Raw genomic sequence first — 17,758 nt, 5'->3', positions numbered from 1 at the left:
GCCCGGCGCGCTGCGAGCGGCGCCCGACGCGGTGGCGCCGGCTAGAAGTCGCCGCCGCCGAAATCACCACCGAAGTCCCCGCCGCCGAAGCCGCCGAAGTCTCCGCCGCCGCCGAAGTCGCCACCGGCGTAGTCACCACCGCCGCCCATGTCGCCGCCGCCCATGTCGCCGCCGCCCATGTCGCCGCCCTGGTCGCCGAAGTCCTGGCCGTCGCCGAAGCCCTCCTGGTAACCGGCGTCGTACCCGGGATCGGCGAATGCGGGTGAGAACAGCGCGTCCGCGATCAGGAGACCGCCGACCACACCGACGCCCGCGCCGAGCGCGGTCTTCCACCACGGCGTGGAGTACCAGCCGGCCGGCACCGGCCGCCCCTGGAACCGGCCACCCGGGTAGTAGTAGGGCGTCGCGTTCCCCGGCTGCGGGCCGGCCCGGAACGTCTGCCCCTGCACGTCGACCTGGCGCTCCTTGGTGAGCGAGCCGGCACCCTGGGCGGCGGCCAGCGGCGGCAGCTCCGGGCCCGGGTCGATGCCCATCGCCGTCCGCGCCGCCCGGATGTACGCCAGCCCCTCCAGCGCGGTCTCCCGGGCCAGCGCGAACTGGTGCGGGGTGCGCGCCTGCTCCAGCTGCGAGCCGGCCGCGTTGTACCGCTCACCGGCGTCGGCGAGCGCCTGCCGGACCGCCGGGGCGTCGCCGTGCAGGTTCATCAGCTGACCGCCGAGCCGCTCGTACCAGCGCTGCGCCTCGGCGCGGGCGTCCGCCATCTCGTCGGCCCGCCGGGACCTGCTCCCCCACCGCCAGAACACCAGCGCACCTCCGAGCATCACGATCAGGAACACCCACAGGGCAACTTCCATGACCTCGAACGTACCCAGCGCGCGCACGTCGTACCCGTTTGGCAAGCTTTCTGCCATGAGCTTCTCGACGCTGGCCGTGGTGGTGCTCTGCCTCGCCGCGGGCGGCGCGGTGGGCTGGCTGGCGGCCCGCGGGCGGGCCGCGGCCGACGTCGCCCGTCTGGAGGCGACGCTGGCCGCCGCCCAGGCCGGCGAGGGGCGGCTGGAGCAGTCCATGCGGGCGCTCAGCTACGAGGCGACCGCGCAGTCCCAGGAGGCGGTGGCGCGCGCGGTGGCGCCGCTGCACGACACACTCCGCCGCTACGAGCAACGCGTCGCCGAGCTGGAGCGCGACCGGGTCGACGCCTACGCCGAGCTGCGCGAGCAGGTGCGCTCGATGAGCGCGGTCTCCGGCGAGCTGCGCACCGAGACCAAGCAGCTGGTCGCCGCGCTGCGCGCGCCGCAGGTGCGTGGCCGGTGGGGCGAGCACCAGCTCCGGCGGATCGTCGAGGCGGCCGGCCTGCTGGAGCACTGCGACTTCAGCGAGCAGGTCACCGCCGCCACCGACCAGCAGGGGGTCCGCCCCGACCTGGTGGTGCGCCTGCACGGCGGGCGCACCGTGGTGGTCGACGCGAAGGCGCCGTTCGACGCCTACCTGACCGCGATGGAGGCGCGCGACGAGCGCGGGCGCGACACCCACCTCGACGCGCACGCCCGGCACCTGCGGGCGCACGTCGACGGTCTCGCCGCAAAGTCCTACTGGTCGGCCTTCGACCAGACCCCCGAGTTCGTGGTGCTGTTCGTGCCGGCCGACCCGTTCCTCGACGTGGCGTTGCAACGCGACCCGACGCTGCTGGAGCACGCGTTCGCCCGCAACGTGGTGCTGGCCACGCCGGCCACGCTGGTGGCGCTGCTGCGCACGGTGGCCTACTCCTGGCGGCAGGAGGCGCTGGCGCGCAACGCGGCGACCGTCCACTCGCTGGCCCGCGAGCTCTACGGGCGGCTGTCCACCCTGGGCGACCACGTCGGCAAGCTGGGCAGCTCGCTGAGCGGCGCGGTGACGGCCTACAACCGCGCGGTCGGCTCCCTGGAGGCCCGGGTGCTGGTCAGCGCCCGCAAGCTCGCCGAGCTGGGCGTCTCCGACGACGAGCTGCCCACGCCGGCGCAGGTCGAGCTGGCCCCCCGCCAGCCGCAGGCGCCCGAGTTGCTGGGCCGGCCGTCCACATCGGCCGAACGGTCAGCAGACATCGACGTTTAACACGGCGCACGTGACGACGACGGCCGATCCGTGTCACGGAGTGGTCACAAACCGATCCCGGGTAGTGACACATCTCGTCACGGCCCGAAGGATCTGCGTCACACGTGCCCTGTCGTCTGAAGGGCCCTGTTCTCTGGAGGAAGAGAACGTGAGTCAACCCCGCAATCGGAGCCGGCGCCCCTCCGCCGCGCTCTTCGCCTCGGTCCTCGCGGCCGGCGCCATGACCGTCGGGGGTGGCGCCGCGACCGCGAGCGCGGCCCCCGCCAACGCCCCGCAGCCCTCGCAGCCGACCGCGGCGAAGGCCCTGGGCGCCCACGACGCCAAGCTGCTCGACGCGGCCGAGGCGAAGAACGCGCCGACCGTCACGATGATCATCGCGGCCCGGAAGGGCTCGGCCAAGAAGGTCGTCGACGGGCTCAAGGGTCTCGGCGCCACCGTCAGCCAGCGGTACGACCAGGTCGGCTACGTGCTGGCCAAGGTGCCGACGGCGAAGGCGCTCAAGGCCGCCACGCTGCCCGGCGTCGCCGCCGTCGACCTCGACGAGACCATCAAGCTCCCCGACCCGGCACCGGAGGCCGCCCCGAACGGCGCCAAGGCCGCCGAGCAGGGTGAGACCCTGGCCGGCCCCGGCGGGGACACCGGCGCGGTCAACCCGTACATGCCGACCAACGAGACCGGCGCGGAGGCCTTCAAGGCCGCGCACCCGACGTGGGACGGCCGCGGCGTCACCATCGGCATCATGGACTCCGGTGTGGACCTCGACCAGCCGGCGCTGCAGAAGACCACCACCGGCGAGCGCAAGATCGTCGACTGGGTCACCGCGACCGACCCGCTCGAGGACGCCACCTGGCGCGCGATGATCACCGAGGTGAGCGGCCCCAGCTTCACCACGGGCACCGGCGCCTCGGCCCTGACCTGGACCGCGCCGGCCGGCACCTACCGGTTCAACACCTTCCGCGAGTCCATCACCGCGGGCAGCGACCCGGCCGGTGACGTCAACCGCGACGGCGACACCACCGACTCCTGGGGCATCCTCTACAACCCGGCCAACGGCGACATCCGGGTGGACGTCAACCAGAACCGCGACTTCACCGACGACGAGGTGATGCGGCCGTACAAGGAGAAGTTCCAGGTCGGCCACTTCGGCACGGACAACCCGGCCACCGCCGTCCGGGAGCAGATCCCGTTCGTGGTCGAGTTCCGGCGCAACGTCGACACCACCCCGGCCGGCGGCCCCGGCCTGGTCGACTACGTCAACATCGGCATCATCGAGAGCACCCACGGCACCCACGTCGCCGGCATCACCGCCGCCAACGACATGCTGGGCAACAGCGCCTTCGACGGCGCCGCCCCCGGCGCCAAGCTGGTCTCCGCCCGCGCCTGCTCCTGGGGTGGCGGCTGCACCGCCGCGGCGCTCACCACCGGCATGGTCGACCTCGTGGTCAACCGCAAGGTCGACGTGGTGAACATGTCGATCGGCGGCCTGCCGGCGCTGAACGACGGCTCCAACGCCCGGGCCGTCCTCTACAACGACCTGATCAACACGTACGGCGTGCAGCTGTTCATCTCGGCCGGCAACTCCGGCCCGGGCCTGAACACGGTCGGCGACCCGTCGGTCGCCACCGACGTGGTCAGCGTCGCGGCGAACATCAGCAAGGACACCTGGCTGGCCAACTACGGCTCGGTGGTCCGCAAGGAGAACGCGCTGTTCAACTTCTCCTCCCGCGGCCCGCGTGAGGACGGCGGCTTCAAGCCGAACATCTCCGCTCCCGGTTCGGCCATCTCCACCGCGCCGACCTGGCAGCCGGGCAACCCGGTGCCGGAGGCGGGCTACCCGCTGCCCCCGGGCTACCAGATGCTGAACGGCACCTCGATGGCCTCCCCGCAGGCCACCGGCGCCGCCGCGCTGCTGCTGTCGGCCGCCAAGGCGACCGGCGCGGGCGTCACCCCGGCCGCGCTGCGCCGGGCCGTCTACACCTCGGCCAAGCCGATCGCGGACGTCCCGACGTACGCCCAGGGCTACGGCATGTTCAACGTGCCGGGCGCGTGGAACCTGCTGGCCAAGGGCGTGCAGACCCGCACCTACACCTCCGAGGCCGCGGTCTGCACCGAGCTGTCGCCGAACCTGACCCGCTACGACCGGGACTCCGGCACCTTCGTGCCGAACCCGAACGTGGGCACCGGCATCTACAACCGGTGCGCCGCCGACCGGGGTGGCCAGACGGTCAAGAAGAGCCGCACCTACGACGTCAAGCTGACCCGGACCAGCGGCCCGAACAAGAGCGTCAAGCACCTGCTCGGCCTCCGCGGCAACGACGGCACCTTCTCCGTCCGCAAGGAGGTGTGGCTGCCGCTGAACAAGACCGTCACCGTCCAGGTGAAGGCCAAGCCGATGACCACCGGCGCGCACGGCGCGATCCTGACCGTCGACGACCCGGCCACCTCGGTGGTCGACTTCGAGGTCGCCGCGGTCGTGGTCGCCTCCAACGCGGTGAGCGCTCCGGCGTACTCCTACTCGACCGAGGGCTCGGTCGAGCGGAACAGCTTCACCTCGTACTTCGTCACGGTTCCGCAGGGTGCGGGCGCACTCCAGGTCAACCTGTCCGGCATCGCGACCGGCTCGCAGACCCGGTTCATCGCCATCAACCCGTACGGTGTGCCGGTCGAGAGCACCGCGAGCACCGCCTGCTACACCAATTTCTCCGACGCCGCCGCCTGCAAGCCGCAGGAGCGGGACTACCAGAACCCGATCCCGGGCGTCTGGGAGATCGAGGTGGAGTCGCGGCGCACGTCGCCGGCGCTGGACAACCCGTTCCAGCTGCAGGCGCGGGTGCAGGGCGTGAAGGTCGAGCCGGCCGTGGTCCAGCTGCCGGCGGTCACCGCCGGCACGCCGAGCCCGGTGAGCTGGAGCCTGACCAACACGTTCGGTCCGGTCCGGGTGACCGGCGTCGGTGGGCCGCTGTCCAGCGTCCGCGCCGAGCGGCCGACCATCACCGAGGGCGCCACGCAGGAGTACACGGTGGACATCCCGGCCGGGACCACCTCGTTCTCCGCCCGGATCGGCAACACCTCCGACCTGGGCGCCGACCTGGACCTGTACATCTTCCGCGGCGCCACCGAGGTGGGCCGGTCGGCCGACGGCGACTCGGAGGAGGCGGTCACGCTGAACAACCCGGTCGCCGCCACGTACCGGGTGGTCATCGAGGGCTACGCGGTCGCCGCGGGCGGCACGGCGTACGACTACCGGGACTCGTTCGCGTCCCCGGCGCTGGGTTCGCTCTCCGCGCCGTCCACGCCGCTGTTCCTGCCCAACGGCGGCACCGCGACCCTGACCGGTTCGGTGACCGCGCTGAGCACCCCGGCCGCCGGTCGGGAGCTCTTCGGTGACATGGCCGTCACCACCGTCGAGGGCGCGGTCGTCGGCCGCGGCTCGGTGGAGATCAACGCGGTGAACTGAGTCACCCGTCGTAACACGGAAGCCCGCCTCCCGACGAGGGAGGCGGGCTTCCGCCTTTCCCGCGAGACGGGGTCAGGCCGGCCGGGCGGACTCGACCACGAACGGGGTGCCCTGCTGGCAGGTGGTCATCATGCCCGGCTCGGGCCGGCCGGTGACCTCCACCTTGGCACCGGCCTTGAGCAGGTCGCGCGGACCGCCGACCAGGAGGTGGTCGTCGAGCAGGAGGCAGTTCGGCTCCACACCGGCCCGGATCGTGCCGGTGATGGTGGTGCCGCCGACGCCGGGTGGCGTCGACGGGCCGCCCTTCCAGGTCGGGTTCGGGCGGCTGGGCGTCACGCTGGGCACGGGATCGGGCTGGCTGGTCACCGGGGCGGCTCCCGTCGGGCTGGGGCTGGCGGGCTCGTCGCCGGGTCCGGCGCAGGCGGTCAGCGCGACACCGGCGAGGAGGGCGACGAGCACCGTCCGAGGAGTCTTCATGGTCGGTTGGACGCGGCGGGCGGCCGATCCGTTCCCGGTCAGCCGCGCGCCGCGGCGGCCTTCATGTCGCGCTTGAGCTCCTGCGGCAGCGAGAAGGTCAGCCGCTCGTCGGCGGTGGTGACCTCCTCGACGTCGGCGAAGCCGCGCTCGGCCAGGTGCGCGAGCACCTGCTGGACCAACTCGTCGGGCACGCTCGCGCCGGAGGTCACACCCACGGTGCGGGCCCCCTCCAGCCAGGCGTCGTCGATCTCGTCGGCGAAGTCGACCAGGTGACCGGCGCGGGCGCCGGCGTCCAGCGCCACCTCGACCAGCCGGACCGAGTTCGACGAGTTGCGCGAGCCGACCACGATCACCACGTCGCACTCCGGGGCGATCTCCTTCACCACGTGCTGACGGTTGGAGGTCGCGTAGCAGATGTCGTCGCTGGGGGGCGACTGGAGCAGCGGCAGCCGCTGCTTGAGCCGGGCCACGGTCTCCAGCGTCTCGTCGACCGACAGCGTGGTCTGGGAGAGCCAGACCACCTTCTCCGGGTCGCGCACGGTGACCTTGTCGACCCCGTCGGGGCCGTCGACCAGCTGGATGTGGGCGGGGGCCTCACCGGCGGTGCCGATGACCTCCTCGTGCCCCTCGTGGCCGATCAGCAGGATGTCGTAGTCCTGCTGGGCGAACCGTCGGGCCTCGTGGTGCACCTTGGTGACCAGCGGGCAGGTCGCGTCGATCGCCCGGAGCGAGAGCGCCCGCGCCTGCTCGTAGACCTCGGGGGCCACGCCGTGGGCGGAGAAGATGACGGTGGCGCCCTCCGGCACCTCCTCGTTCTCCTCCACGAAGATCGCGCCCTTGGCCTCCAACGTCCGCACCACGTGCTTGTTGTGCACGATCTGCTTGCGGACGTAGATCGGCGCGCCGTAGAGCTTCAGCGCCTCCTCGACGGTCTGCACCGCCCGGTCCACACCCGCGCAGTAGCCGCGGGGGTTGGCCAGGAGCACGCGCTTGCCGGTCCGGGGAGTCGTCTCAGCGTCAGTCACCCGCCCATGGTACGTGGCGCCCTCCGGGCCGGCAGCGGCCGCGACCACGGCACCGGTCAGGGCTGGCCGGCGGTGTCGGTCCCGGGCCGTAGGGTGGGCGGGTGAGCGCGGGTGAGGTGGGGCGGGGCACGCCCCCGGAGCGGAGCACGTCCGAGGAGCCGTGGCCGGTCCGGGTGGTCAGCCAGAAGGTCGGCGCCTGGATCGCCCGGCTCGGCTGGGTGTGGGTCGACGGTCAGGTGGCGCAGATCAGCCGCCGTCCCGGCGCCACCACCGTCTTCCTCACCCTGCGTGACCCCTCGGCCGATCTCAGCCTGACCGTCACCACCAACCGTGACGTGCTCGACGCGGGCGCTCCGGAGCTGCGTGAGGGCGCCCGGGTCGTGCTGCACGCCAAGCCCGAGTTCTATGCCGCGCGGGGCACGCTCAGTCTGCGCGCCGACGAGATCCGCCAGGTCGGTCTGGGTGAGCTGCTGGCCCGGCTGGAGAAGCTCAAGAAGCTGCTCGCCGCGGAGGGGTTGTTCGACCGGTCGCGCAAGCGGCGCCCTCCGTTCCTGCCCGGCCGGGTCGGTCTGATCACCGGGCGGGCCTCGGCGGCCGAGCGGGACGTGCTCACCAACGCCCGGCGGCGCTGGCCGGCGGTCGACTTCCGCACGGTCAACGTGGCGGTGCAGGGGCCGAGCGCCGTGCCCGACATCGTCGGCGCGCTCAAGGTGCTCGACGCCGACCCGACGGTCGACGTGATCGTCATCGCCCGGGGCGGCGGGAGCATCGAGGACCTGCTGCCCTTCTCCGACGAGGCGCTGTGCCGGGCGGTCTTCGCCTGCCGCACCCCGGTGGTCAGCGCGATCGGCCACGAGACCGACGCGCCGCTGCTCGACTACGTGGCCGACGTGCGCGCCTCCACCCCCACCGACGCGGCGAAGCGGATCGTGCCCGACCTGACCGAGGAGGTCCGCCTCATCGGGCAGGCCCGGTCGCGCCTGGAGCGGGCGGTGCGCAATCTGGTCGACCGCGAGCAGCACCGGCTCGACCTGTTCCGCTCCCGTCCGGTGCTGGCCCGACCGCAGGTGATGGTCGACCAGCGGGCCGTCGACGTGACCGCGCTGCGGGACCGCGCCGGCCGGTGCCTGGACCACCGGTTGAGCGGCGCCGCCGACGACCTGCGCCACACTCTCGCGCGGCTGCGCGCGCTCTCCCCCGCGGCCACGCTCGACCGCGGCTACGCCATCGTGCAGCGCGGCGACGGCCACGTGGTCCGCGCGGCGTCCGAGGTGGCCAAGGGCGATCCACTGCGGGTACGCCTCGCCGAGGGCGAGCTGACCGCCACCGTCGACGGTTGAGGAAATGGTACGGATGACTGAGAAGACCAAGGACGAGCAGCTCAGCTACGAGCAGGCCCGCGCCGAGCTGGCCTCGGTGGTGGAGCGGCTGGAGGCGGGTGGCACCTCGCTGGAGGAGTCGCTGGCGCTCTGGGAGCGGGGCGAGCAGCTCGCCGGCGTCTGCCAGCGTTGGCTGGACGGCGCTCGCGCCCGCATCGACACCGCCCGGCAGAAGACCGAAGAGTGACCGTGGGCCCGCCTGCGCGCGCCGCTCGGCCCTCCGCCGGGAGGGCCGAGCGTCCCGGGAGGCGGGCCCACCTCCCGGGACAGCGAGCGCCGGTCAGCTGAACAGGTTGTAGAACTCCGGCGGCGCCTCGACGACCTGGTCGGCCGGCGGCTTCTGGGCCGCGGCGGCGTTGCCGTAGTCGGTGTAGGTGATCTTCAGATCCTGCGCGGCGCTCTGGCCGGCGGCCGGGATCTTGAGCACCATCTCACTGAGCCGGCCCTGCGGGTCGACCTTGGCGGTGAACGGCACCGACTGGGCCTGCGCGCCGAGTGCGGTGATCACGGCCGGCTCGAGCGAGCCCGCCTCGGCGGCCTTCGACACGTCGACGGTGCCCTCGTACGCGCCCTCGCCGGTCTGCCGGACGTCGGTGACGCCCTGGGTGAGCACGGCGCTGCCGGCCGGGTCCACCTTCTCGAAGTCGAAGCCCAGCGCCCGGTTGCCCTTGATCCGGTTCTGGTCGAGGTGCTGGTACTTGCCGAGGTTGAGGTTCTTCACGCCGGGGATCTTGGCGGCCGCCGTGCCGCCCAGGTCGAGCTTGACCCAGCTGTCCGGCTTGGCGTGGATGAGGTCCAGCTTCATCATCAGGTCCGACGACGGGTCACCGATCGTCATCCGCATCTCGGCGCTCTGACTGGGCTCGTGCACCTGCCCCTCGGCGGTGGAACCGGCGCCCGTCATGGTGAACCGGAAGTTCCCCTCGCGGATCGCGTTGGTGGAGTCGAGCAGGGCCTGCTTGGCCGCGCTGCTGGACCCGCTGGCGCTGGGGGCGACGCTGCCGGAGGCGCTCGGGGTCGCGGAGGCGTCGGAGGTTCCGGCGCCGTTGCTGTTGCAGGCCGCCAGGCCGGGAATGAGCAGCGCCGCGGCGAACGCGGTGGCGCTGAAGCGTCGTATCTTCACGTCAACCTCTCCAGGTGGGTCGTCCGGGCTCGATGTCCCGTCTGTTCCCTGAAGAGGCGTTGCGCAATCCCGCGTCACCCGGCCGTGCGTGTCAGCGCAGCGAGGTGGCGAGCTTGCGCAGCTCCGTCTCCCCCGCGTCGCCGACCACGATGACCGTGCGGTTCGGCTCCAGCAGGACCAGTGCCTGCTCGTTGCCGCGGGCGGTGTACCGCTGCCAGCTCAGCCCGTCGGGCAGGTCCGCGGGGCCCTGCGGCCGGCCCTCGCTCAGCTCGGCCGGCAGCAGCTTCTCCGCCGGCACGTTGCTCTCCACCAGCTGCGCGCCCCGACCCTCGGGGGTCACGTATCCGATCCGCAGCGTCGCGCCGTCCGCCTCGGTCCGGAAGCGGGCGTTGACCGTACGCCAGTCGTCGCCCAGCCCGGTCGGCTGGCTCACCGGGAACACGTTCGCCGCCCGGGCCTGCTCCAGCGCCGGCGCCGGGTCGACGGTGACCGGCGAGTCACCGCCGAGGAAACCCCGGTAGAACGCGATCAGCAGCGCGATCGGCACCAGCAGCACGAGCAGGGACAGCACCATGTCCTTCGGTGACCGCTCCGAGCGGGCCTTCTCCTTGCGGGCGGGCGGCGCGGGCCGGTCGCCGGCGACGGTCTCGGCCCGGCCGGCGTCGTCCCCCGCCGGGTCGACCAGGGCCGGCTCGCCCCGGTCGGTGGGCGGTTCGACCAGCGCCGGCTGCCCCTGCGGCGGGGTCGGGCCGGCACCCGGTCGGACCGGCGGCTGCCCCTCGGGCGGGGTCGCGTCGGTCGGCGGACGGTCGGCAGGCTGCGCGGGCTCCACCCGACCATTGTCGCAGCCGTCCGGGGAGCGTGATCCTGGCCTCCTCCGCCCCGCCGGGACGGCGAACCTGAGATCGTGTGAGGATCAGCGACAAAACCGGCGGCGGCGACGGCCGCACTCCCGCCGGTCCACCCCGCAACGTCGCGAGGAGGAAGCCGCCATGACAACCACCAGGACGCGGACACCCCAGGATCTCGACCGCAACCTCGCCCTCGATCTGGTCCGGGTCACCGAGGCCGCGGCCATGGCCGCCGGGCGCTGGGTCGGCCGGGGCGACAAGGAGGGCGGCGACGGCGCGGCCGTCGACGCCATGCGCAAGCTGATCAACTCGATCCCGATGCGCGGTGTCGTGGTGATCGGTGAGGGCGAGAAGGACAACGCCCCGATGCTCTTCAACGGCGAGGAGGTCGGCGACGGGACCGGTCCCGAGGTGGATGTGGCGGTCGACCCGATCGACGGCACCACCCTGATGAGCAAGGGCATGCCGAACGCGCTGGCCGTGCTCGCGGTGGCCGAGCGCGGCGCGATGTTCGACCCGAGCGCGGTCTTCTACATGGAGAAGCTCGCGGTCGGCCCGATGTACGCCGACGTGGTCGACATCGACGCCGGGGTGGTCGAGAACATCCGCCGGATCGCCAAGGTCAAGGGCACCGACACCGCCGAGGTGACGGTCTGCGTGCTGGACCGGTCGCGCCACGACGACCTGGTGAAGCAGATCCGGCGCACCGGCGCCGGCATCCGGTTCATCTCCGACGGGGACATCGCCGGCGCGATCGCCGCCGCCCGCGGTGAGTCGGACATCGACGTCCTGATGGGCATCGGCGGCACCCCCGAGGGCATCACCGCGGCCTGCGCGCTGAAGTGCATGGGCGGCATGATGCAGGCCAAGCTCTGGCCGAAGGACGACCAGGAGCGGGAGAAGGCGCTGGCCGCCGGGCACGACCTGGACCGGGTGCTGTTCACCGACGACCTGGTGACCGGCGACAACTGCTTCTTCGTGGCCACCGGGGTCACCTCCGGCGACCTGCTGCGCGGCGTGCGCTACCGGGCCGGTGGGGCGTACACCCAGTCGATCGTGATGCGCTCCAAGAGCGGCACGATCCGGGTCATCGACTCCTACCACCGCCTGGAGAAGCTCGCCCTCTACTCGTCCGTCGACTTCGACGGGCGCCCGTTGGCCGAGCAGGAGTGAGCGCGACCGGGACGGCGGCGCCGCCGACGCTGTCGACCGGTCGGCGGATCGCGGGGGTCGGTCTGGCGACCGGCTCCGGCGTCCTGGTGGCCGTGCAGTCCCGGATCAACGGCGAGTTGGGCGTACGCCTGGCCGACGGGATCGCCGCCGCGGTGGTCTCGTTCGGCCTGGGCCTGCTGATCCTGCTGGTGCTGGTCCCGGTCACGCCCGGGGGGCGGCGGGGGCTGGCCGCCCTGCGAGGCGCGCTGCGTACCGGCGCCCTGCGCCCCTGGCAGTGCCTGGGCGGGGTGTGCGGCGCGTTCCTGGTGGCGACGCAGGGACTGACCATCGGCGCGCTCGGCGTGGCCGTGTTCACCGTCGCCGTGGTGGCCGGGCAGTCCGGCAGCAGCCTGCTGGTCGACCGGGCCGGCATCGGGCCGACCGGCCGCCAGGCGGTCACCCCGAACCGGCTGGTCGGCGCGGTGCTCACCGTGCTGGCCGTGCTGCTGGCGGTGGGCGACCGCCTCGGCGACCCGGGCGCGCTGGCACTGGCCCTGTTGCCGCTGGCCGCCGGGATCGGCATCGCCTGGCAGCAGGCGGTGAACGGCCGGGTCCGCGCGGCGGCGGACAGCGCCATGACCGCCACGCTCGTCAACTTCGCGGTCGGCACGGTGGCGCTGCTCGCCACGTTCGCGGTGGAGGTGGCGGTGCGGGGCCGGCCGGCGGGCGGTTTCCCGAGCGAGCCGTGGCTCTACGTCGGCGGCCCGATCGGCATCGTGTTCATCGCGCTGGCCGCCGCCCTCGTGCGGTTCACCGGGGTGCTGCTGCTCGGCCTGGCCACCATCGCCGGGCAGATCGTGGGCGCGGTGCTGCTGGACGTGGTGCTGCCGACCGCCGCCTCGCACCCCGGGTTGAACACGCTGCTCGGTGCGGCGCTGACGTTGGTGGCCGTCCTGGTCGCCGCCCTCTCCCCGCCCCGCCGCGCCTAACGCGCGGTCGGGGCGTGCAGGGTGTCGACGATCTCGTCGACGACCCGGTCCAGCGGGGTCGCCTCGATGCCCAGCGTGGCGGTGGCGGCGGTGGAGTCCAGCACGAACGGCCGGGCGAACTGGTGCGCGGTCTCCCGCAGCTCCCTGGCGAACGGGTTGGCCACGCCGGCCAGCCAGAGCACCGGGTAGGGCATCCGGGTCAGCTTCGGCGCCGGCGCGCCGGCCCGGGCGGCCGTGCGGTCGGCCAGGTCCCGCATCGACACCGCCGGCGCGCTGGGCACGTGCCAGGCCCGACCCCAGGCCCGCGGGTCGGCCGCGGCGGCGACCAGGGTACGGGCGACGTCGGGAACGTACGTCCAGGTGTGCGGGGCGTCCCAGTCGACGGGGAGGAACACCCGTCGCCCGGTGAGCACCCGGGGCAGCACCATCATGGCCAGCGAGGTGCCGCCGACGCCGATGTAGTCGGAGCCGCGTACCTCGGTGACCCGGGCCCGACCGGCGCGGTGGGCGGCCAGGGCGTCGGCCCACATCCGGTTGCGGACCCGGCCCTTGACCCCGGTGGCGGCCGGTGGCGTCGACTCGGTCATGGGCGCGTCGACCGGGCCGTACCCGTAGAGGTTGCCGACGGTGGCGAGCACCGCGCCGGTGCGCTCGGCGGTGGTGAGCAGCGCGCCGGCCAGCGGCGGCCAGTCGAGGGGCCAGCGGTGGTACGCCGGGTTGGCGCAGTTGTGGAGCGCGGCCGCGCCCTCGGTCAGCGCGGTCAGCCGGTCGGTGTCGGCGGCGTCGGCGGCCACCCGCTCGACCGCCGGGTGCTCCGGGCCGGTCCCGCGCCGGGTGACCACCCGCACCCGCTCGCCCTGGGCGACGAGGAGCCGGGCGGTGGCGGTGCCGACGGGTCCGGCGCCGACGATCACGTGCAGGGCCATGGCAGGTCCACCTCTTCTGAAGCAGTTATCCGAATCGAGAGCAGCGCTCTCGAAGAAGAGCATGACGCGGATCGGCGACTCCGTCAAGAGCAGTGCTCTCGCTTTTGATTGGCGCTCTCATCCATGACACAGTGGGAGCCATGGTCGCTCCCTCGCTCCGCGCCCGGGTCCGCGCCGGGATGATCGAAGAGATCAAGGCCGTCGCCCGCCGCCACCTGGCCACCGACGGCGCGAACCTCTCCCTGCGCGCCGTCGCGCGGGACCTCGGCATGGTCTCCTCGGCGATCTACCGCTACTTCCCCAGCCGGGACGACCTGCTCACCGCGCTGATCCTGGAGGCGTACGCCGCGCTGGGCGACGCGGTCGAGTCGGCCGACGCCGCCGCCGACCCGGCCGACCTGCGCGGGCGCTGGCTGGCCGCCTGCCGGGCCGCCCGCACCTGGGCGCTGGCCCACCCCGCCGAGTACGCCCTGCTCTACGGCAGCCCGGTGCCCGGCTACGCGGCTCCGGACGACACGGTCGCGCCGGCCCAGCGGCCCCCGACGACACTGGTCGGCATCCTGCGCGACGGGGTGGCCACCGGCCGGCTCGCGCCGCCCGCCGAGGACCTGCCCGAGCCGCTGCGCGCCGACGTCGCCGAACTGGTGGCGGCGCTCGGGATGGACCTGCCGCCCGCGCTGCTGGCCCGCGGCATGGCCGGCTGGACCCAGCTCTTCGGGCTGATCAGCTTCGAGCTGTTCGGCCGGATCAACCGGGCCCTGCCGCACCGCGACGAGTACTTCGACCACCAGATCGGCCTGATGGCCGACCTGGTCGGCCTGCCCTGACCCGGATCAGTCCGCCGGCACACGCCCCGGCCCGCCGGCCGGCGGCGGCAACGGGTACGGCGGATCGGGCGGAAGCAGCGGCCACGGCGGGGCGACCGGCGGTCGCCACGGCGCGACCAGCCGGGCCGCCCGCCAACCGAGCAGCAGCCCCGGCACGAGGGCCGACCCGGCAAGCGCCAGCGCCGTCGAGGCGTGGACCGGTCGGCCGTAGAGCCACCCGGTCAGCGGCACGCCCGCCAGCACCACGGTGAGCGTGGCCGCCAGCATCGCCTCGCCGGTCCACCGGCCGGGCACCCCCCGCGCGGCCGGCGGGATCAGCGCGAGCAGCCCGCCGCCGAACAGCAGCAGGGCACAACCGGCGGCGAGCGGGAACAGGATGAGGTCGTCGACGTTCCAGACCACGAGCAGGAACACCGCGGCGTGGAACAGGACCACGACCTGGACGAGCGGCAGCACGACGCCGTAGCCGGACGTGCGGGCGGCCCGCGCACCGGCGACGACGAGCACCAGGGCACCCAGCGCCAGGGCCAGCAGCGCCGCCCGGAGCGGGTCGTTGTGCCGGTCCCCGGGGGAGATCACGCCCAGCGGCGGAGGCCCCTCCCCCCGGTCGTCGGCGAATCCGATCCGGCGCCAGCCACCGTCCGGGTCGCGCAGCGCGAAACCGTCCCGACCGTTCGCGACCAGGACCACGTGCCGCCCGCCGGTCACGTCGAGCACGGCGAGGTCCTGGCCGGCGATCCGCTCGCCGGCCGACCCGGCCTCCTGGTAGCGCGCCCGCAGCAGCTCCCGCTGCTCCTCGGTGACCTGCCAGGACAGCCGCCAGGTCCGGCCCGCGTCGTCGCTCTCCTCCACCCGGATCCGCCCGGGCAGCCACCGGTAGCACCGCTGCGGCGCGGTGGGCAGGCAGGCCCGCTGGTCCGTGCTGGCCGAGCCGGCGCGCAGGGCCTCCTGCTCGGCCGGGGCGGGATCGCGCCAGGTCGCACCGGCGTCGTCGCTGATCCGCCATCGCCAGGGCGGGTCGGCCGAGGCGCCCTGGCTCTCCCCGATGCCGGCGACCAGCCGGCCGTCGACCACTGCCGCGTCGACCGCGTCGGCGTACCCGATCGCGCTGGTCGCCGCCACCGCGAGCGTCGCCGCCGGCAGCAGCACCAGGACCCGGACCGACCGGGCGCCCCGCCGCCCCACCGGGTCACGGCGGGCCCGCCGCCACGCCCAGACCGCCAGCGCGAGCGCCGGCAGGGCGAGCAGGTCGGTACGGTCCGCCCGGACCAGTGAGGGCCCGCTCACCGCGCTCCACGCCTGCGAGGCGGCCGTCGCGGCGTACCCGCTGGTCTTGACCACGGCGAAGCCGATCCCGACCGACCCCAGCGCGAGGCCGGCGGCGGCCCGGGCCCCGAGCCGGGGTACGACGAGCGTGACCAGCACGGCGACGAGCGGCGGCGCGAGCACCAGCCCGGCGACGTCGCTCAGCTTGCCGGTCACCGGGCCCGGCCGGGCCGCCTTGAGCACGTGGTCGTTGAACACCAGCACGATCAGGGCGAGCACGGTCACCGGCTGGCCCAGCCAGGCCAGCGCGACGCGGTCGCCGTCGGGCGTGCTCCGGTCCGGGGGCGTCATCCGTCCATCGTGGTCACCGATGGTCTCGGCACGGCCACACGGCGATGAGGATCCGGCGTCAGGTGCCGTCGGAGGAGTGGCCGGGGAAGAGGTGCGCGGTGGGGTCGATGGCGACGGCCGCGTTGTTCACGGCGGTGGCCGCCTCGCCGAAGCCGGTGGCGATCAGCCGGACCTTGCCCGGGTATTCGGTGATGTCCCCGGCCGCGAAGACCCGGGGCAGGTTGGTGGCCATGGCGCTGTCCACCAGGATGTGCCGCCGATCGAGCCTCAGCCCCCACTCGGCGAGGGGGCCCAGGTCGGCGGTGAAGCCGAGCGCCGCCACCACCGTGTCCACCGGCAGCGTCTCCGCCGCGCCCCCGCGCACGGTCAGCTCGGCGCCGGTGACGTGGTCCTCCCCGTAGAGCCGGCTCACCTCGGCGTTGACCACGACCCGCACCGGCAGCGCGCGGACCCGCTCGACGGTGGCGGCGTGCGCGCGGAAGCGGTCCCGCCGGTGCACCAGTGTCACCGAGCGGGCCAGCGGGGCGAGCGTGGCCGCCCAGTCGAAGGCCGAGTCGCCGCCGCCCACGATGAGCACGTGCCGGTCGGTCAGCTCGGTCGGCTGCGGCACGAAGTAGACGATCCCGCCGCCGGTGAAGCTGTCCGCGACCGGCAACGGCCGGGGTGTGAAACTGCCCAGACCACCGGTGACCACCACCGCGCCGCAGCGCAGCTGCTCACCGCCGGCCAGCCCGAGGACCGGCCGCCCGTCCAGGTACGAGAGCTTTTCCGCGCGTACGCCGAGCAGGTAGTCGGGGTGGAACGGCGCGGCCTGGGCGACCAGGTTCGCGACCAGCTCCCGCCCCTTGATCGCGGGAAAGCCGGCGACGTCGAGGATCAGCTTCTCCGGGTACATGGCGGTGACCTGTCCGCCCGGTTCGGGCAGCGCGTCGATCACGGCCACCGAGAGCCCGCGGAACCCGGCGTAGTAGGCGGCGAAGAGCCCGGCGGGGCCGGCCCCGATCACGGCGACATCGACCTCGCGCATGGCGTACCGTCACTTTCCGCCAGGGATCAACCGGTGCTGATGCCGACGGTAGGCGGGCGGACGGGCGCGGGCAAGCACGTCCCGCGGACGGTTCGACGCGTCGTCAGGGCAGCGTGACCGGAGGTGACCCGAGCCGGTCCGGCGTGCCGGTCTCGACGCGGCGGCGGAACAGGATCGCGGCGACCACGCCGCCGAGCAGCCCGAACAGGTGCCCCTGCCAGGAGATCCGCTCGTCGGTGGGAAGGATGCCCAGCAACTGCCAGCCGTAGAGCAGGCCGACCAGCAGCACCACGGCGAAGTTCCACCAGCTCCGCTCCACCACACCGCGGGTGAGCAGGATGCCGAGGTAGCCGAAGATCACGCCGCTCGCGCCGACCACCACCGAGTTGGGCGAACCGGTGAACCACACGCCCAGGCCGCTGACCAGGATGATCACCATGGTGGACCAGAGGAACCGCCGGGTGCCGGCGGCCAGCACGAACGTGCCGAGCAGGATCAGCGGGATGCTGTTGCTGTAGAGGTGGTTCCAGCCGGCGTGCAGGAACGGCGAGAAGAAGACGCCGTCCAGGCCCTGGATCCGGTGCGGGATGATGCCCGCGGTGACGTCGAGGTCGAGGCGCAGGCCCACGTCGAGCGCCTCGACGAGGAAGAGCACCGGCACCACCGCGCACATGGCGACGAAGGCCCGGCCGAGCGCCGCGTAGAACGCATCGGTGCCGAACCGGTGGGGGTCGCCGCCGCGAGGGCCGTCGTGCCAGGTCACCTGTCAAGAGCTACCAGCAAGCGCGGCCGTCCGCCACTCGAGCGGCGGAACAACGAG

General features: G+C 73.7%; 16 protein-coding genes. 7 read left to right on the top strand and 9 right to left on the bottom strand.

The annotated features are described in order from the left end of the window. Positions 1-41: 41 nt before the first annotated feature. The gene (locus ACN27B_RS14210; protein ID WP_422745363.1) at positions 42-854 is read right to left on the bottom strand and encodes a hypothetical protein; all 813 of its coding nucleotides are present in this window, start codon (positions 852-854) and stop codon (positions 42-44) included. A gap of 55 nt (positions 855-909) precedes the next feature. On the opposite strand from ACN27B_RS14210, the gene ACN27B_RS14205 reads away from it, so the two are divergent. Together ACN27B_RS14205 and ACN27B_RS14200 are read left to right on the top strand one after the other, a co-directional pair. Next, positions 910-2,088, top strand: coding sequence for a DNA recombination protein RmuC (locus tag ACN27B_RS14205; protein ID WP_091582041.1), 1,179 nt, complete (start codon positions 910-912; stop codon positions 2,086-2,088). Between the two features lie 148 nt (positions 2,089-2,236). After that, a complete protein-coding gene (locus ACN27B_RS14200; protein WP_099162559.1) occupies positions 2,237-5,545 on the top strand; it encodes a S8 family serine peptidase in 3,309 nt (1,102 codons plus the stop codon). 72 nt (positions 5,546-5,617) lie between these two features. On the opposite strand, the gene ACN27B_RS14195 is transcribed toward ACN27B_RS14200, so the two are convergent. Together ACN27B_RS14195 and ACN27B_RS14190 are read right to left on the bottom strand one after the other, a co-directional pair. After that, positions 5,618-6,022 carry a hypothetical protein gene (locus tag ACN27B_RS14195; protein ID WP_091582047.1) on the bottom strand — a complete coding sequence of 135 codons (405 nt, stop codon included), beginning with the start codon at positions 6,020-6,022 and terminating at the stop codon, positions 5,618-5,620. Positions 6,023-6,060: 38 nt separating this feature from the next. After that, positions 6,061-7,047, bottom strand: a complete 987-nt coding sequence (locus ACN27B_RS14190) for a 4-hydroxy-3-methylbut-2-enyl diphosphate reductase (RefSeq protein WP_422745359.1) — start codon at positions 7,045-7,047, stop codon at positions 6,061-6,063. Between the two features lie 101 nt (positions 7,048-7,148). Between ACN27B_RS14190 and xseA the strand changes: the two genes are divergently transcribed. Together xseA and ACN27B_RS14180 are read left to right on the top strand one after the other, a co-directional pair. Further along, a complete protein-coding gene (gene xseA / locus ACN27B_RS14185; RefSeq protein ID WP_253865956.1) occupies positions 7,149-8,387 on the top strand; it encodes an exodeoxyribonuclease VII large subunit in 1,239 nt (412 codons plus the stop codon). Between the two features lie 13 nt (positions 8,388-8,400). Next, positions 8,401-8,613, top strand: coding sequence for an exodeoxyribonuclease VII small subunit (locus tag ACN27B_RS14180; RefSeq protein ID WP_091582057.1), 213 nt, complete (start codon positions 8,401-8,403; stop codon positions 8,611-8,613). A 93-nt stretch (positions 8,614-8,706) separates the two neighbouring features. On the opposite strand, the gene ACN27B_RS14175 is transcribed toward ACN27B_RS14180, so the two are convergent. Together ACN27B_RS14175 and ACN27B_RS14170 are read right to left on the bottom strand one after the other, a co-directional pair. After that, the gene (locus tag ACN27B_RS14175; RefSeq protein ID WP_422745356.1) at positions 8,707-9,549 is read right to left on the bottom strand and encodes a hypothetical protein; all 843 of its coding nucleotides are present in this window, start codon (positions 9,547-9,549) and stop codon (positions 8,707-8,709) included. A 91-nt stretch (positions 9,550-9,640) separates the two neighbouring features. Continuing rightward, positions 9,641-10,381 (bottom strand): DUF4245 domain-containing protein, encoded by a 741-nt coding sequence (locus tag ACN27B_RS14170; RefSeq protein WP_099162561.1) that lies wholly within the window; start codon positions 10,379-10,381, stop codon positions 9,641-9,643. A gap of 160 nt (positions 10,382-10,541) precedes the next feature. On the opposite strand from ACN27B_RS14170, the gene glpX reads away from it, so the two are divergent. Further along, entirely contained in the window at positions 10,542-11,573 is a 1,032-nt protein-coding gene (gene glpX / locus ACN27B_RS14165; protein WP_091582068.1) for a class II fructose-bisphosphatase, read from the top strand. Continuing rightward, a complete protein-coding gene (locus tag ACN27B_RS14160; protein WP_357621683.1) occupies positions 11,570-12,541 on the top strand; it encodes a DMT family transporter in 972 nt (323 codons plus the stop codon). The genes glpX and ACN27B_RS14160 overlap by 4 nt, the downstream gene beginning before the upstream one ends. On the opposite strand, the gene ACN27B_RS14155 is transcribed toward ACN27B_RS14160, so the two are convergent. Next, complete coding sequence (locus ACN27B_RS14155; protein ID WP_422745352.1) at positions 12,538-13,467, bottom strand: NAD-dependent epimerase/dehydratase family protein; 930 nt, start codon at positions 13,465-13,467, stop codon at positions 12,538-12,540. The genes ACN27B_RS14160 and ACN27B_RS14155 overlap by 4 nt on opposite strands. A 140-nt stretch (positions 13,468-13,607) precedes the next feature. Here ACN27B_RS14155 and ACN27B_RS14150 point away from each other — a divergent pair, with 140 nt between their 5' ends. Then, complete coding sequence (locus tag ACN27B_RS14150; protein WP_099162564.1) at positions 13,608-14,294, top strand: TetR/AcrR family transcriptional regulator; 687 nt, start codon at positions 13,608-13,610, stop codon at positions 14,292-14,294. A 6-nt stretch (positions 14,295-14,300) separates the two neighbouring features. On the opposite strand, the gene ACN27B_RS14145 is transcribed toward ACN27B_RS14150, so the two are convergent. The 3 genes from ACN27B_RS14145 to ACN27B_RS14135 all read right to left on the bottom strand — a co-directional run bounded on the left by ACN27B_RS14145 (position 14,301) and on the right by ACN27B_RS14135 (position 17,701). After that, on the bottom strand, positions 14,301-15,911 hold the full coding sequence (locus ACN27B_RS14145) for a hypothetical protein (protein WP_422745350.1): 1,611 nt from the start codon (positions 15,909-15,911) through the stop codon (positions 14,301-14,303). 58 nt (positions 15,912-15,969) lie between these two features. Then, a complete protein-coding gene (locus ACN27B_RS14140) occupies positions 15,970-16,938 on the bottom strand; it encodes an NAD(P)/FAD-dependent oxidoreductase (protein ID WP_099162566.1) in 969 nt (322 codons plus the stop codon). Positions 16,939-17,041: 103 nt separating this feature from the next. Then, the gene (locus ACN27B_RS14135; RefSeq protein ID WP_091582094.1) at positions 17,042-17,701 is read right to left on the bottom strand and encodes a rhomboid family intramembrane serine protease; all 660 of its coding nucleotides are present in this window, start codon (positions 17,699-17,701) and stop codon (positions 17,042-17,044) included. Positions 17,702-17,758: the final 57 nt, after the last annotated feature.

This window comes from Micromonospora sp. WMMD754 (assembly GCF_049315235.1).
In the GTDB taxonomy this organism is placed as follows: domain Bacteria; phylum Actinomycetota; class Actinomycetes; order Mycobacteriales; family Micromonosporaceae; genus Micromonospora; species Micromonospora sediminicola.
Note: the sequence above shows the minus strand (reverse complement) of the source record. Positions and strands in the feature narration are given on the sequence as shown.

Excerpts from the sequence above, each read along its gene's own strand:
- ACN27B_RS14205 (WP_091582041.1), top strand. The coding sequence starts at position 910 with ATGAGCTTCTCGACGCTGGCCGTGGTGGTGCTCTGCCTCGCCGCGGGC.
- ACN27B_RS14140 (WP_099162566.1), bottom strand. The coding sequence starts at position 16,938 with ATGCGCGAGGTCGATGTCGCCGTGATCGGGGCCGGCCCCGCCGGGCTC.
- ACN27B_RS14155 (WP_422745352.1), bottom strand. The coding sequence starts at position 13,467 with ATGGCCCTGCACGTGATCGTCGGCGCCGGACCCGTCGGCACCGCCACC.
- ACN27B_RS14145 (WP_422745350.1), bottom strand. The coding sequence starts at position 15,911 with ATGACGCCCCCGGACCGGAGCACGCCCGACGGCGACCGCGTCGCGCTG.
- ACN27B_RS14150 (WP_099162564.1), top strand. The coding sequence starts at position 13,608 with ATGGTCGCTCCCTCGCTCCGCGCCCGGGTCCGCGCCGGGATGATCGAA.
- glpX (WP_091582068.1), top strand. The coding sequence starts at position 10,542 with ATGACAACCACCAGGACGCGGACACCCCAGGATCTCGACCGCAACCTC.
- ACN27B_RS14195 (WP_091582047.1), bottom strand. The coding sequence starts at position 6,022 with ATGAAGACTCCTCGGACGGTGCTCGTCGCCCTCCTCGCCGGTGTCGCG.
- ACN27B_RS14180 (WP_091582057.1), top strand. The coding sequence starts at position 8,401 with ATGACTGAGAAGACCAAGGACGAGCAGCTCAGCTACGAGCAGGCCCGC.
- ACN27B_RS14210 (WP_422745363.1), bottom strand. The coding sequence starts at position 854 with ATGGAAGTTGCCCTGTGGGTGTTCCTGATCGTGATGCTCGGAGGTGCG.